We start from the raw sequence: 12,881 nt of genomic DNA on the forward strand, positions 1-12,881 counted from the left end.
GTTGGTCTGTTCCCCTCGTAAGTTCTGCGAAGTCGTTCGAGCGTCAGCCGAGGCTGAACGGCTGGCCGTAGAGCGTGCCCTTGTATCGGTAATCGCCGGTCAGCTCGAGCGTGGTGTACGAGCGAGCCTGGGCGTACCCACCGCAGTTCTGCACGGAGATCGCGACGTCCTGGTACTGAATCGCCGTGACGGGGCCCTTGACGTCCTTCGAGGCGACCTCGACCGCAGCAACTTCGCGATCCTTCAGCGGAACCTCGAACGACAGACCGCCCTCGATCTTGTTGGTGGTCTCGCCCTCGCCACCGATCTGGAACAGATTGGGGAACAGCGTGATGATGTTGGTGTTGCCGCCTTCGATGCCTGCACCGAGGTCGAAACCGAGGTTGAGGTCTTCCATGTCCAACTGGCACCCGACGAGATATCCGGTCTTGAGGGTGCCTTCTGCACCCTCGGGGACCTCCGACAGCGCAGTGCCGGTGGCCCATGCGTTCCGGTTCAGCCCGTTGAAGGCGATCTGCGGAGCAACCTTGGCGGACTCGTCGAAGTGGGCGATCTTGTAGGGCCCTGCCACCTTTTCGCCGTTAGGGAGGGGCACGAAGGTTTCGGCATTGGCCACCCCGGTGGACATCAGTCCGACGGCCATCGATGCGGCTGCACCGAGCGCCGCGATTCGGCCGATTCGGCGCAGCGCCGTGAAACGAGACTTGTTCATAATTCCCCTCGTTGAAGCAACACATCGAGTCGTTTCGCAGGCTCCACTCCTGCCGAATCCGACCGCCTCGACTTACATCACCGAGACTCATTCCTGGGGAAGGATACGGGATGAAATGCCCGTAGTCATTAACAACTTCGAATGATTTTTGTGTGTAACCCTCACATACGCGCACTTTCAATCACTTGCGACGTCCGACAGATCCGCATCTCGGTCGACTAACGTCTTGCCCCAGTACACAACGCGCACGTCCGATCGAAAATGAGGAGGGCTCATGCTCAAGGGATTCAAGGACTTCCTGCTCCGAGGAAACGTCGTGGACCTCGCCGTGGCGGTTGTCGTCGGCGCTGCGTTCACTGCGATCGTCACGGCATTCACCACCAACATCGTCAATCCCCTCGTGGCCGCCATCGGCGGTTCCAACGAGTACGGCTGGGGATTCCAAATCACATCCAGCGCCGAGACTTTCATCAATGTCGGCGCAGTGGTGACCGCAGTCATCAACTTCATCATCATCGCGGCTGTCGTCTACTTCGTCCTCATCTTGCCTGTGAACACGGCCAAGAAGCGGTTCGTCAGCCAGCCCGAGAAGGAGCTGAGCGACGTCGACGTTCTCGTCCAGATTCGCGACATCCTCGCCGGCGGCACCGACGTCGGCCGTAAGCTCTCCACACCCGCGGACACCACCGGCGGCAGCGGCGAAGCCATCGGCGACACCGACGAGCCAAGCGGTGGGGCACACAGCAAGTCCTGAAAAGCGAGAGGAATAGCGCCTGCTTCTACCGACGAATCGGTAGGATCAGGTGCTTTTCTTAATTCAAACAATCTTTCGGTTCGGAAATCTTTGAACCTAAGACAAATGGCCCCGGCGATTCGCCGGGGCCATTTTCATTCTGAACTGGGCGATCAGAACTTCTGGAGCGGGAACTCGGCAAGAGTGATCGTGGTTCCGTCGCTTTCACACGCGGATGCCACAGCGGCAGAGTTATCGACGAACGCCTGACCGGATTCGCTTCCTGGCTCGGCAAGTTCCAGTGAGTCCGCCGGAAGTGCTGTCACCAACGTCTGCAGCTGCGTCTGAACGTCACCGGAGGCAACGTCCCCGAGGGGTGCGAACTTGGCGATCGCGGCATCCTTGTCCGCCGTCCACTTCTCGGCGTCACCGTCGACGGGACCGGCCGCAGTCAAGTCGGTCAGCTCGTCATGTGCAGCCGCAAATTGGGTGCACGCATCGGCATTCGCTCCGGACGCGGAATCGTCGCTCTCACTGCTACATCCGGCAAGGGCGACCAGCGCAGTCAGTGCAACCGCGGAGATCAGAGTGGAACGCATTTGGTATCAGCCATTTCTCGTGCCGAGCAGGCACACCGGCACCTGCCGCACGTTATCGAAGATGGAAGGGTCAGAACACAGATCGGGCCCGCCCGGATGATTCCGGACGGGCCCGATCGTAATGTCAGTGTGTCAACACTGGGTCAAACAGTGGTTCAACCGATCGAGATCAGTTGAAAGTCCACGGGTTGCCGTAGGTCACAGCAACGTCACCGGTGGAGCTGGTGACCGACACGTACGGGCGAACGCGGACGTTGCCGAGGATGCCGGTCGCGGTGCCGTGAGCATTGGCGATCTGGATGGTGCCCGAAGCGCCTGCAGCATCGCCGCTGGTGCCCTGGATTTCGCCCGATGCTGCGGTGGCGTCGACGATGCCGGGTCCCGGTGCAATTTCCGCGGAGAATCCGAGCGAGGGAAGGAGGTTGCCGGTGCTGAGGCTCTGACCGGTGGTGGACGGATCGCCACCACCCTGTCCCGCACTCAGCCCGATGCTGAAGTTCGGGGTCTCATAGCCAAAGGTCACGGATCCGCCGAGGCTGGCCGGGTAGCCGACCTGGTAGCCGATGGCGACGGTGCCCTCGAAGTCGTCAGCGTCAGGTCCGGTAACTTCCCAGCCTGCAACGCCGTTGGCGAACCACTCACGGGTGAGCGGGTTGCCGTCCAGCGGAGGAACGCTGTTGAGGAACGTGTCGGACAGCGTCACGGTGATGAGGTTGCCGTTGGCATCCACAACCGAGTTGGTGCTGTCGACAGCGGCGGACGCGGTACCCGTACCGAGCACCAGGCCGACAACCGAAGCGCCGGCAACAACTGCAGCGCCCATGGACTTCAGTCCACGGCTACGCCGCGGCTTCTGGATCTCCGTCATTTACTTCCTCATCATGTTCAGTCCCAGCGCAGTCGCACGGGAAGCTTGTGGCTTTCACCCTCGGTTCCTCGTCAGCAACGACGCTACGACTCCCCGAGCAGAACTAGATCCTTGGATCAGGTTCGTATATCAGTTCTGCCAGCCGCGTCCGGAGCGTGTTGCTCGCACCCGGTCTGCCAGAAGCTGAGGGGAACATTAGAGGAGTTGCCGGATCGTGACAATCCCTACGATTGCCCGTCGTACATGCCCGAATCGTGATGTGTTTCAAGCATGTGAACGGTTTTCACACCCTACCGGACAGTAACCCCGGTCACACCCATCGCCGCCGTTGTCGATCCGTTACAAACCTCACCGCGGCGTAAACACCCGCTGATATGGGAAGACGCTCGAGTAACGCAGCGCCCGGACGGAGACCGATCACCGGGCGCGAGGTTTCGAATCGCACTGATTGGAAGTCAAGCGGTGCGTGTCGGACACGAGCCGACGCTAACGGCGCGTAAACGAACTACTAACAGGACTGTGATTCACACCTAAAAATGTGTTGTGGATCACATCAGAAGTGGTGGGGTGGACGTTCGCGTTCGAACCACTCGGCCGACGTCCTGGACGTCGACTCACTCCGATCGTCGGCCGTCTGTTCCGGGAGAACGTCACCGAAAACGCGAGCGAGCCGGGCCCGTTGCGCACGGGCCCGGCTCTCAGCGTCCTGCTCTGTCATGTTCTGCTCTGCCCTGTTTGTCGCGGGCTTCTCGTCCTCAGGCATCGGCGATGCTCAAGCGTCCAACCCGGACAGCTCGGTGATGACCTGAGCGGCCAGCGGAGTCAACGTCGCCATACCGTCGCGGATAGCCGCCCGCGAGGACGCCAGATTGACCACCAGGGTGCTTCCCGATACCCCCACGAGACCACGCGAGAGCCCGGCGTCGAGTGAACCGGCCGCGAGCCCCGAGGACCGCAGCGCCTCGCTGATGCCCGGAATCTCGCGATCCAGCACCTCGGCCGTGACGTCGGGAGTCACGTCGCGGGGCGAGACACCGGTCCCGCCGATGGACACCACCAGATCGACACCGCCGATCACCGCAGTGTTGAGGGCATTGCGGACGTCGACCTCGTCCGACGTCACCGCGACCACCCCGTCGACCAGGAAGCCCGCCTCGGTGAGCAGCTCCGTTACCAACGGACCCGTCGAATCCTTCTCGTTGCTGTGTGCGGTCCGATCGTCGACGATCACGACCAACGCCCGCCCGGCCAGAGGTGCCTCGTGTTCCATACCGATAACCGTAGTAGTAGAGCCCGCTCCCGATTCACGCTGTGCGTAAATCGTTGCCACGGTTGCCAGACGCTCGGTGTCGATCGGCATCATCGACCACCGGGGAAGCCGGGGATCTGCAGAGGCGACTGCGACTCGGACGGCGCCTGCACCGCTGCCGTCTGCGGCTCTGCCGTTCCGAGCGTCACGTCCACCGTCTTCTCGCTGCCGCCCTCGGTGTAGGTGATCTTCACCGAGTCTCCCGGTGCGTGCGAGCGCACGGCTGCGATCAAAGCATCCCCGCTGGTGATGACGCGATCGTCGACCTTGGTGATGACGGCACCCGTCGGGATCCCGGCTCCTGCCGCAGGCCCGCCTTCGGTGACCTCGACGACAGTCGCACCGTTCGCGTTGTCCTGAGAGGGCACCTGCACGCCGATCATCGCCTGCGTGGCCTTGCCCGTCGTACTCAGTTCGTCGGCGATGCGTTTTGCTTGATCGACCGGGATCGCGAAGCCGAGGCCGATGGATCCGCTCTGCGATCCGCTCGACTGGCCACCGCCGAGTGTCGCGATGGCGGTGTTGATGCCGATCAGCTGACCTTCGGTGTTCACGAGCGCGCCACCGGAGTTACCGGGGTTGATGGCCGCATCCGTCTGGATGGCGTCGATGACGGAGTTCTGGTTGCCGGATTCACCGCTCGTCGAGACCGGGCGGTTGAGCGAGGACACGATGCCCGTCGTGACGGTTCCAGCCAGGCCCAGTGGCGAGCCGATGGCCACGACCTGCTGACCGACCTGGAGGTTCGACGACGTTCCGAGTTCGATCGGCGTCAGGTCCGTGCGACCCTCGACCTTGATGACGGCCATGTCCGAGACCGCATCGGCGCCGACGAGCGTCGCCTGAGCCGTCGAACCGTCGTTGAAGGCGACCGTGAGCTTGCCGTTGGCTCCGGCGCCCGTCGCCACATGGTTGTTGGTCAGAATGAGACCGTCCGACGAGAGGATCACACCGGAGCCCTCGCCCTCGGCCTGACTGCCGGTCACCTGGATCTGCACCACGCTGGGCAGGACCTTGTTCGCGACGGCCTGGATAGAGCCGTCGGGGATGTTCGCTGCGGGCTGAGCGGCCGTCACCGTCGAGTTGAGGGAGTTGGTGGCGTTGCCGGCTCCGTTGCCGCCTCCCGCCGCATAGACACCCACTGCCCCGCCGATACCGCCGCCGACCAGAACCAGTGCAATTGCACCCGCAGCGATCGTCGCGCGGCCCGGTCGCCTGCGCAGAGCAGGCGGAGCCTGCACCGGAGCGTCGTGCTGCGTCGGAGCTGCATGAGCCTGGTTGTACCCGTAGCTCTGGGTCGGCGCGCCCTGCTGGTACGGATTGTGGCCGTACGACGGGGCGGCGTACGGGTTGTGCGAACCCGGCTGCCCCTGCTGAGTCGGGAACTGCTGTGTCGCATGCGGATCGGACTGCGGAGCCGGATTCTGCCGCGTCGGATTCTGCTGGGCAGGATCGTGCGGGGTCGTGTTCGGCTCGGAGTCGTTACGATCGTCGGTCATCTGCAGTCGCTTCTTTCACTAGAAACCTCGCGTGGTGCGAAGTCACCCGCTCTGTTGTCGACTACATTGCCGGTCCGTACTGAGAGTGCGCTGAGATGCGCCTATCAGTTTCCCATGACTGTGCCGTCGGAATCGCCCTCTTCGGCCGCCACCAGGTCCGGTGCCGATTCCCCCGGCAGAACGATCCGAATGAGCGCACCTCCGCGCTCCGACACCTCGACGCCGATGGTTCCACCGTGCTTGACGACGACCTGGCGCACGATCGCCAACCCGAGACCGGAACCCGGCATGGACCGCGATGCCGTCGAGCGATAGAACCGCTCGAACACCAATTCCCGGTCCTCTTCGGGAATTCCAGGGCCCGCATCGTCGACGGTCAGCTCCATCAACCCGTCGCCGATCCTGCGCATGACGACACGAACTTCACCGCCCGCCGGACTCCACTTGGCGGCGTTGTCCAACACGTTCAGAACCGCACGTGACAATCCGGCCTGATCGCCGTAGACGAACCACGGCTCCAGCGTCGCATCGAAGTCGATTTCGTTGCGGCGACGCCTCGCTCGCTCGAGACTCCGCTCGACGGCGTCGGCAAGATCCACCCGCTCGAACACCGTCTCCGGTGCGTCCTCCCGAGCCAGATCCACCAGATCACCGACGAGCGTGGACAACTCCTGAATCTGCGCGACGACGTCCGTACGCAGCTCTGCCATGTCCTCGTCGGGAATCGCCGGCGCCCCGGGACGGCCGGCAGCGATCAACAATTCCATGTTGGTCCGCAGCGACGTCAGCGGCGTACGCAACTCGTGACCGGCGTCGGCGACCAATCGGCTCTGCCGCCCACGCGATTCCGCCAACGCACGAAGCATCGTGTTGAAACTCGTCGTCAGCCGGGCCAATTCGTCGTCGCCGGTCACGGGAATCGGCGTCAGATCATCCGTCCGCGCAACCCGTTCCGCGGCAGCGGTCAGGCGCGCAATGGGTCTCAACCCGGTTCTGCCGACAGCCATGCCCGCACCCGCCGCGAGCACGACGCCGAAGGCGCCGACGACCAGAAGCACCCACGCCAGCCGGTCCAGCACAGCACCCGTCGGCGACAGTCTTTGCGCGATGACGATCGCACTGCCGTCCTGTGCACGCTGACTCAGAACACGCTGATCGTCGACCGTGCGCAAGGACAGATCCGTCCGGCCCTCCGCGACAGCGATTTCCGGCTCACCGATCGGCACCTTCGAACCCGGCGGCACGTACTTGCTCAGGTCCGGAAAGACAAGCGCGACGGACACGTCGGTGCTGTAGAGCGTCGCGCCGGCAACGTAACGAGGGTCGAACGTGACGATGTTGCTGTTGATCAGAGCGTCCGCACGGGTGCGAAGCTGACTGTCCACGTCGCCGTACAGGGCCCGCGAGACCACCGCGTACGCCGCGATCGCCATCACGGCCACCGCCACAGCCACCACCGACGCCGCCAACAACGTCACCCGCCAGCGCAAGGAGACCGTGCGGGTCAGCGGCATCGGAGGACGCATCGCGGCCGGATCCGACGAACGCTGCCCTACCGTCGAACGCTGACCGAAAGGAGCGACCATCACGGAGGCGTCTCGCGGAGAACGTAACCGACGCCGCGGACAGTGTGGATCAACCGAGGCTCACCCTCGGCCTCGGTCTTACGGCGCAAGTATCCGACGTACACCTCGAGAGCGTTGCCCGACGTCGGGAAGTCGTACCCCCACACCTCCTCCAAGATGCGGCTGCGAGTCAGAACCCGACGCGGGTTCATCATCAACATCTCCATCAGCGAGAACTCGGTACGCGTCAGACTGATCGACCGCTCCCCGCGGGTGACCTCACGGGTCACGGGATCGAGCGACAGATCAGCGAAGGTCATCGCCTCCGATTCACCCTCGGCGTCCATCGCCGTCCGACGAAGCAGCGCGCGCAAGCGAGCAAGTAGTTCTTCGAGCGCGAAAGGCTTGGGCAGATAGTCGTCGGCGCCGGCGTCGAGGCCCGCGACGCGCTCGGACACGGAGTCACGCGCAGTCAGCACCAGGATGGGCAGATCATCGCCCGTACTACGCAGCCGACGGCAGACTTCCAACCCGTCCAACCGCGGCATCATGACGTCGAGAACCAAAGCATCCGGGCGAGCCGCAGCGACTTTCTCGAGCGCATCGAGCCCGTCGACCGCCAATTCCACCGTGTACCCGTTGAAGGTGAGCGACCTCCTGAGCGAGTCCCGGACTGCTCGATCGTCGTCGACAACCAAAATGCGCATTGTCATAGTTTGTCCTGACGGACTGAGATATGTCTGAGAAGGGGTCTAGTCCACACTCGGCAAGCGCCGCGCAATGGGCAGATTCCACCGACGCCACAGAGCCAGCACCCGCAGACCCGTCGCAATGATCGTGCCCGCGACCAGGCCCACGTTGTCCGGAAGGCCCGACCCCTCGACGATCGCCACCACCGTCGACCCCAGCAGAGCCGGCACCGCATACAAGTCCCGGCGCAGCAGCAGCGGAACCTCGTTGACGAGAACATCCCGGATGACGCCGCCGGCCACAGCCGTCGTCGCGCCGATCAAGCATGCCGACAACGAGCTGCCACCAGCAGCCAACGCCACCGTCGCACCCGTCGCAGCGAACAGCCCCATCCCGAAGGCATCGAACAACAGAACCCCACGCCAAATCCGATTCATCACCGGATGCGCCACGAACACCACCAACGACGTCGCCAGAGCAACCGTCACATTCGGCCACTGATCCAACGACGTCGGCGGATGAATGCCCAGCAGCACGTCGCGAATGATGCCCCCGCCGATACCCGTCGTGATCCCGACAACGCACACCCCGAACAAATCCAACCGCTTACGAACACCGATCAGCGCCCCGGACGCCGCAAACGCCACAATCCCCACATACCCCAGCACCTCGACCAGCACGGGACAAGCGTCGCACGAGTGGTCGACGCCTCCAACTCGCTGGTGGACGAGTCCCCTACTCCGATCCGTCGGACGCGGAGTCCGATCGACGCGCTCGGCGCTCGACGCGTTGCCGATCGGCCAGGTACGCGATCCGAAGAAGCTCCAGAGCAGTATCTAGGCTTCGAGTCTCCGGATTCACCACGCACACCCAACCCGGGTACACCGGATGAGGATGAAACACATCCACGGCGCCGACGTCACTCACCGACGCATCTTCGGTGAACCGGTCCGCTCCCGAATGAATGTTCAGGCGCCAACGATCGGTGTCGTCCAGACGCGAACCCGTGTCCCCAGGATAGTTTTTCGTCACGATCGTCGCGAACGGTTGACGGGTGCGCGGAATCTGTCCGTCGGGCGCGTAATAGAAGAAGTGATCGCCCCACGATATCTCTGGGTGTGCACTCCCAGGTCCTGGAGCAAGGTCGAGTACACCCTCGTAGGTTTCGACCTCCGACAGAATCCGTTGAATCGACATGGTGTGGTCAGACTTCCCTCAGCTTCACGGTCCCGTCCTCGTCCACACTCCAGCCAGGGTTGTGGCATACCTCCCAGATGACGCCGTTGGGGTCGGCGAAGTGACCGTTGTACCCACCGAATGCAGCTTTCTGCGGCTGCTTGATCAATGTCCCACCTGCCTCGACGGCTGCCTTCACCACTGCGTCGGCTTCGGCGGGCGAGCTGACGTTGTGGGAGAGCGTCAACCCGCCCACCGTTGCGGGCCCGTCGTTCCGCCCGAGGTCCTCGGTGAATTTCTGTGCGTCGAACAAGCCCAGAACCAAGCCCGACGCGATCTGGAAGAAGATGATCTCTCCCGGTACATCCAGAAGAGGTGTCCACCCGAGGCCGTCGCGGTAGAACGCTCGGGACGCATCGACGTCGGGAGTAGCGAGTGTCAGGAAATGTACGCGCTGATCCATGCACCCAGTCTGACGCCTCCGCCCCGGTCTGGCAGGCTTTCCACGGTCACTACCGAAGAGAGTGCAGGTGAGAAAGTTGCCGATCGTCGACAACGCGGTCTATGTCGACGGCAAGCGTGCCGTCACCCCGGACAACCTCGACAGCACCTACGAGGCCATGCGAGAACGACACGGCATGGCGTGGATCGGTCTCTACCGACCCGAGGAAGAGGAGATCAATTCGGTTGCAGCCGAATTCGGACTCCACCGCCTTGCCGTCGAAGACGCCATCGCCGCGCACCAGCGTCCCAAGCTCGAGCAGTACGGCGACCAACTCTTCGTCGTCTTCAGGCCCGCCCGCTACATCGATGAAACCGAGAAGGTCGAGTTCGGTGAGCTGCACGTCTTCCTCGGACCGGACTTCGTCGTCACTATCCGCCACGCCGAATCGCCCGAATTGTCCGCCGTCAGATCGCGATTGGAAGCCGACCCCGAGCTGTTGACGCTCGGCACCGAAGCCGTCATGTACGCCATCCTCGACCAGGTCGTCGACGAATACGAGCCCGTCGTCGAAGGGCTGCAGAACGACATCGACGAAATCGAGGACCAGCTCTTCTCCGGCGACCCATCCGTGTCCCGACGCATTTACACGCTCTCGCGTGAAGTAGCCGAATTCCAGCGCGCAACCGAACCATTGGTGTCGATGATCGACGCCCTGAAACGCGGCAACAACGAGTACGAACTCGACGTCGAACTCAAACGATCCCTCCGCGACGTCCTCGACCACTGCGTCCGCATAACCGAACGCGTGGAGGGCTTCAAAGCGACGCTGCAGAACGCGCTGCAGACCCACGCCACACTCGTCGCGCAGCAGCAGAACGAGGAAATGCGCGCCATGACGCAGGTCAGCCTGGATCAGACCGAGCAGACCAAGAAAATATCGTCCTGGGGCGCAATCCTGTTCGCTCCCTCGCTGATCGCCGCCATCTACGGGATGAACTTCGAGGACATGCCGGAACTCAAATGGCACCTGGGATATCCCATGGCCATCCTCGGCATGGTCGTCCTGTCCTCCGTCCTCTACCTGGTCTTCAAACGCCAGAAGTGGCTGTGAAAAAATGTAACGGAAGAGGGGAAGGATCGGCGACCGATTAGCCGCGACGCGGCCTCGCACGAGACTTCCGTACTGTTACACAGCCACTCACTGGAATAATCTATTTTAGTCAGACCAAGGAACTCAGCGCGCGGATCCTGAAATGTAGTGATGTCAGAGTTTCGCGCAGCACTGAATCCGCGAGCACATCCTTCGTTTTCATCACCGACAGCAGCGCGGCGACGTCTTCATCCAACTGCTGCTGGTCAGCATCCCAGCTCTGCCATCGTCCACCTACATCGCGAACGCGGACCGGTCTCGACTTCTGCCATGCAATTGCTAGATCAACTTGCTCCGTTTTCAGTACAACCCGAGAGCAAACGTCATCCAAAAACTCGAGGGCCCCACTACCGCCGGTTTGCCAAATAAGAGCCTTGCGCCGCTTTTGCTTGTTAAGACTGCTTATTGAACCACGCCACAGCGTTTGGCAGTATTTTAGAATCTCCCGAGTGCGAACGCTGTCCGCTTGAGTTATTTGCACCCGCAAAGTGCGTCCTAACTGGCCACCTTTATAAATTCCAACAGAGCCTTCTCCATCGAAAAAGCCAGCGACATACATAAGATCCAGTTCCACACTTCCCCCTTAGCACTTGACCTAGGGGGACATGGTCCCATACAGCTCTGACAGATTCTCGCACCCGAAATCTGCCCGAACGAACCGCAAGCGTCGGCCGCTGAGAAAGCGTTATTCGAAAAGTCGTTTCACGAACGGAACGGAATCCTCCTGTGATTGCAGTAGTGCACCGCTGTGATCCGTCGGGTACGTGTAAAGCGTGACGTCCTGACCGTTCGCCTTCATCTGAGCAACCAGTGAAAGTGCAGCGGGTGCAGGCACATCCACGTCCGTCAGACCTTGTCCGATGAATACCGGTCGGTCGTAGCCGGAGACGGGCACGCCCATGTAGTCGTTCAACAGACCGTAGAAATTCGGAATCTGGTTCAACGGTTTGGCGAACAGATCACCGGAGACAGTGCCGGCGAACTCGTCCTCAGCATCGAACACGCAGACCCTTTCCGCGCGGTCGACCAGCTGTCTTCCCTGTTCGGTGAGGTACGAGTCGAGGTCGATCTCCGGATGCGCATATCGCAGACCCGCCAGGATGTACAGCAGATACGTCGTCAGACCCTTGCCAGCGGCGACCGGAAGAACTCCCGGTCCCAGCGGCAGAAGTGCCAGCTCGATGTTCGCCGGCACCCCGGTCCCGACGGCTCCGCGGTAATCCAGCTCGGGGCCACCGTATTCCGTCGCGTATCGGGCAGTGGTGATCGCTGCGCCACCGCCCTGGGACTGGCCGATCACTACCCACTTGTTCGACAACGACGGCTCGACGGATCTGGCCGCCTTCACCGAATCCACGACACTGTGTGCAGACACCTTGCCGTCGAGATACGGCATCAATCCAGGCGTGCCCAGGCCGACGTAATCGGTCGCGGCAATCGCGTATCCCTGGTCGATCCACGTCGACAAGTAGCCGAAATCTCGCTCGCGGTCGGCGGGGCCGACACGGGACGGCGCACACTCGTCGGCGAGACCGGAAGTGCCATGAGCCCAACCGACGACCGGCCAACCCCCCTCGGGCGCCGGTCCCTCCGGAACGAAAAACGTTCCACTACTGAGCGCCGGAGCACCGTCGGATCCGACAGTCCAGTACGTGATGCGCTGCGCCTCACCGGTTCCGGGAATCCACAGATCAGTGGGCAGCGGGGACGTCTCCACAATCGTGCCGGGCGTCCTGTCCACCGGCTCTGCGGATGCAACAGCACCTGCCATGGTGCATGCAAGAACAGCGCACGTCAGGGCAGCAGCGGACCGAAAAGCGAAGGAAGTGGACACTTCGACAGACTAACGGCTTCTCCACACCGGACGCCAGGGTTTTGTTTGCCCCCCCTTGAAGCGGAGCGAACGTGCCGTTCGGTCACTTGAAGTGACCGAACGGCACGTTCGCTCTCGAGAAGGTTGCTCGGGTTCAGCTCGGGTCGTAGACACCGGTCTGTACGGCCTTGACGAGTCGGCGAGGGACTTTGAATTCCTGCCCGCCGACGCGGACGCTCACGAGGTCGGGAGCGACGGCTTTCCACTGTGCTCGGCGGCTGCGGGTGTTGGACCGCGACATTTTCCGCTTCGGTACAGCCAT

General features: G+C 62.4%; 15 protein-coding genes. 2 read left to right on the forward strand and 13 right to left on the reverse strand.

Annotation, left to right across the window (positions count from 1 at the left end; all coding sequences use genetic code 11):
* Window positions 1–43 precede the first annotated feature (43 nt).
* The gene (locus CH289_RS01765; RefSeq protein WP_020111420.1) at window positions 44–712 is read right to left on the reverse strand and encodes an MspA family porin; all 669 of its coding nucleotides are present in this window, start codon (window positions 710–712) and stop codon (window positions 44–46) included.
* Window positions 713–986: 274 nt separating this feature from the next.
* Here CH289_RS01765 and mscL point away from each other — a divergent pair, with 274 nt between their 5' ends.
* The gene (gene mscL / locus CH289_RS01770) at window positions 987–1,466 is read left to right on the forward strand and encodes a large conductance mechanosensitive channel protein MscL (protein WP_020111421.1); all 480 of its coding nucleotides are present in this window, start codon (window positions 987–989) and stop codon (window positions 1,464–1,466) included.
* 152 nt (window positions 1,467–1,618) lie between these two features.
* On the opposite strand, the gene CH289_RS01775 is transcribed toward mscL, so the two are convergent.
* The 9 genes from CH289_RS01775 to CH289_RS01820 form a co-directional block, all read right to left on the reverse strand.
* Window positions 1,619–2,044: a hypothetical protein gene (locus CH289_RS01775; RefSeq protein ID WP_020111422.1), complete on the reverse strand. Its 426-nt coding sequence runs from the start codon at window positions 2,042–2,044 to the stop codon at window positions 1,619–1,621.
* Between the two features lie 169 nt (window positions 2,045–2,213).
* On the reverse strand, window positions 2,214–2,912 hold the full coding sequence (locus tag CH289_RS01780; protein WP_020111423.1) for an MspA family porin: 699 nt from the start codon (window positions 2,910–2,912) through the stop codon (window positions 2,214–2,216).
* 772 nt (window positions 2,913–3,684) lie between these two features.
* Window positions 3,685–4,182: a MogA/MoaB family molybdenum cofactor biosynthesis protein gene (locus CH289_RS01790; RefSeq protein WP_019664499.1), complete on the reverse strand. Its 498-nt coding sequence runs from the start codon at window positions 4,180–4,182 to the stop codon at window positions 3,685–3,687.
* Between the two features lie 89 nt (window positions 4,183–4,271).
* On the reverse strand, window positions 4,272–5,720 hold the full coding sequence (locus tag CH289_RS01795; RefSeq protein ID WP_094727109.1) for a S1C family serine protease: 1,449 nt from the start codon (window positions 5,718–5,720) through the stop codon (window positions 4,272–4,274).
* Window positions 5,721–5,824: 104 nt separating this feature from the next.
* Complete coding sequence (locus tag CH289_RS01800) at window positions 5,825–7,306, reverse strand: HAMP domain-containing sensor histidine kinase (RefSeq protein ID WP_019664497.1); 1,482 nt, start codon at window positions 7,304–7,306, stop codon at window positions 5,825–5,827.
* A complete protein-coding gene (locus tag CH289_RS01805) occupies window positions 7,306–7,998 on the reverse strand; it encodes a response regulator transcription factor (RefSeq protein WP_170945144.1) in 693 nt (230 codons plus the stop codon). Before CH289_RS01805 ends, CH289_RS01800 begins: the two co-directional genes overlap by 1 nt.
* Before the next feature lie 39 nt (window positions 7,999–8,037).
* Window positions 8,038–8,655: a trimeric intracellular cation channel family protein gene (locus CH289_RS01810; protein WP_019664495.1), complete on the reverse strand. Its 618-nt coding sequence runs from the start codon at window positions 8,653–8,655 to the stop codon at window positions 8,038–8,040.
* A 55-nt stretch (window positions 8,656–8,710) separates the two neighbouring features.
* Window positions 8,711–9,172: a DUF6194 family protein gene (locus CH289_RS01815; RefSeq protein WP_033190750.1), complete on the reverse strand. Its 462-nt coding sequence runs from the start codon at window positions 9,170–9,172 to the stop codon at window positions 8,711–8,713.
* A 7-nt stretch (window positions 9,173–9,179) separates the two neighbouring features.
* Window positions 9,180–9,614 carry a VOC family protein gene (locus tag CH289_RS01820; RefSeq protein ID WP_020111428.1) on the reverse strand — a complete coding sequence of 145 codons (435 nt, stop codon included), beginning with the start codon at window positions 9,612–9,614 and terminating at the stop codon, window positions 9,180–9,182.
* Window positions 9,615–9,690: 76 nt separating this feature from the next.
* Between CH289_RS01820 and CH289_RS01825 the strand changes: the two genes are divergently transcribed.
* Window positions 9,691–10,707: a magnesium and cobalt transport protein CorA gene (locus CH289_RS01825; protein WP_027498747.1), complete on the forward strand. Its 1,017-nt coding sequence runs from the start codon at window positions 9,691–9,693 to the stop codon at window positions 10,705–10,707.
* A 109-nt stretch (window positions 10,708–10,816) separates the two neighbouring features.
* Here the strand turns inward: CH289_RS01825 and CH289_RS27915 are convergent, their stop codons facing one another.
* The 3 genes from CH289_RS27915 to rpmF all read right to left on the reverse strand — a co-directional run bounded on the left by CH289_RS27915 (window position 10,817) and on the right by rpmF (window position 12,881).
* Complete coding sequence (locus CH289_RS27915) at window positions 10,817–11,320, reverse strand: LAGLIDADG family homing endonuclease (RefSeq protein WP_143545026.1); 504 nt, start codon at window positions 11,318–11,320, stop codon at window positions 10,817–10,819.
* A 111-nt stretch (window positions 11,321–11,431) separates the two neighbouring features.
* Window positions 11,432–12,580, reverse strand: a complete 1,149-nt coding sequence (locus CH289_RS01830; protein ID WP_027498748.1) for a lipase family protein — start codon at window positions 12,578–12,580, stop codon at window positions 11,432–11,434.
* 133 nt (window positions 12,581–12,713) lie between these two features.
* Window positions 12,714–12,881, reverse strand: a complete 168-nt coding sequence (gene rpmF / locus CH289_RS01835; RefSeq protein ID WP_037110618.1) for a 50S ribosomal protein L32 — start codon at window positions 12,879–12,881, stop codon at window positions 12,714–12,716.

It is taken from the genome of Rhodococcus sp. RS1C4, assembly GCF_002258225.1.
Classification (GTDB): domain Bacteria; phylum Actinomycetota; class Actinomycetes; order Mycobacteriales; family Mycobacteriaceae; genus Rhodococcoides; species Rhodococcoides fascians_E.

Bases quoted from the DNA above. Each gene is read 5' to 3' on its own strand.
- CH289_RS01765 (WP_020111420.1), bottom strand. From the start codon at position 712: ATGAACAAGTCTCGTTTCACGGCGCTGCGCCGAATCGGCCGAATCGCG.
- mscL (WP_020111421.1), top strand. From the start codon at position 987: ATGCTCAAGGGATTCAAGGACTTCCTGCTCCGAGGAAACGTCGTGGAC.
- CH289_RS01775 (WP_020111422.1), bottom strand. From the start codon at position 2,044: ATGCGTTCCACTCTGATCTCCGCGGTTGCACTGACTGCGCTGGTCGCC.
- CH289_RS01780 (WP_020111423.1), bottom strand. From the start codon at position 2,912: ATGACGGAGATCCAGAAGCCGCGGCGTAGCCGTGGACTGAAGTCCATG.
- CH289_RS01790 (WP_019664499.1), bottom strand. From the start codon at position 4,182: ATGGAACACGAGGCACCTCTGGCCGGGCGGGCGTTGGTCGTGATCGTC.
- CH289_RS01795 (WP_094727109.1), bottom strand. From the start codon at position 5,720: ATGACCGACGATCGTAACGACTCCGAGCCGAACACGACCCCGCACGAT.
- CH289_RS01800 (WP_019664497.1), bottom strand. From the start codon at position 7,306: ATGGTCGCTCCTTTCGGTCAGCGTTCGACGGTAGGGCAGCGTTCGTCG.
- CH289_RS01805 (WP_170945144.1), bottom strand. From the start codon at position 7,998: ATGACAATGCGCATTTTGGTTGTCGACGACGATCGAGCAGTCCGGGAC.
- CH289_RS01815 (WP_033190750.1), bottom strand. From the start codon at position 9,172: ATGTCGATTCAACGGATTCTGTCGGAGGTCGAAACCTACGAGGGTGTA.
- CH289_RS01820 (WP_020111428.1), bottom strand. From the start codon at position 9,614: ATGGATCAGCGCGTACATTTCCTGACACTCGCTACTCCCGACGTCGAT.
- rpmF (WP_037110618.1), bottom strand. From the start codon at position 12,881: ATGGCTGTACCGAAGCGGAAAATGTCGCGGTCCAACACCCGCAGCCGC.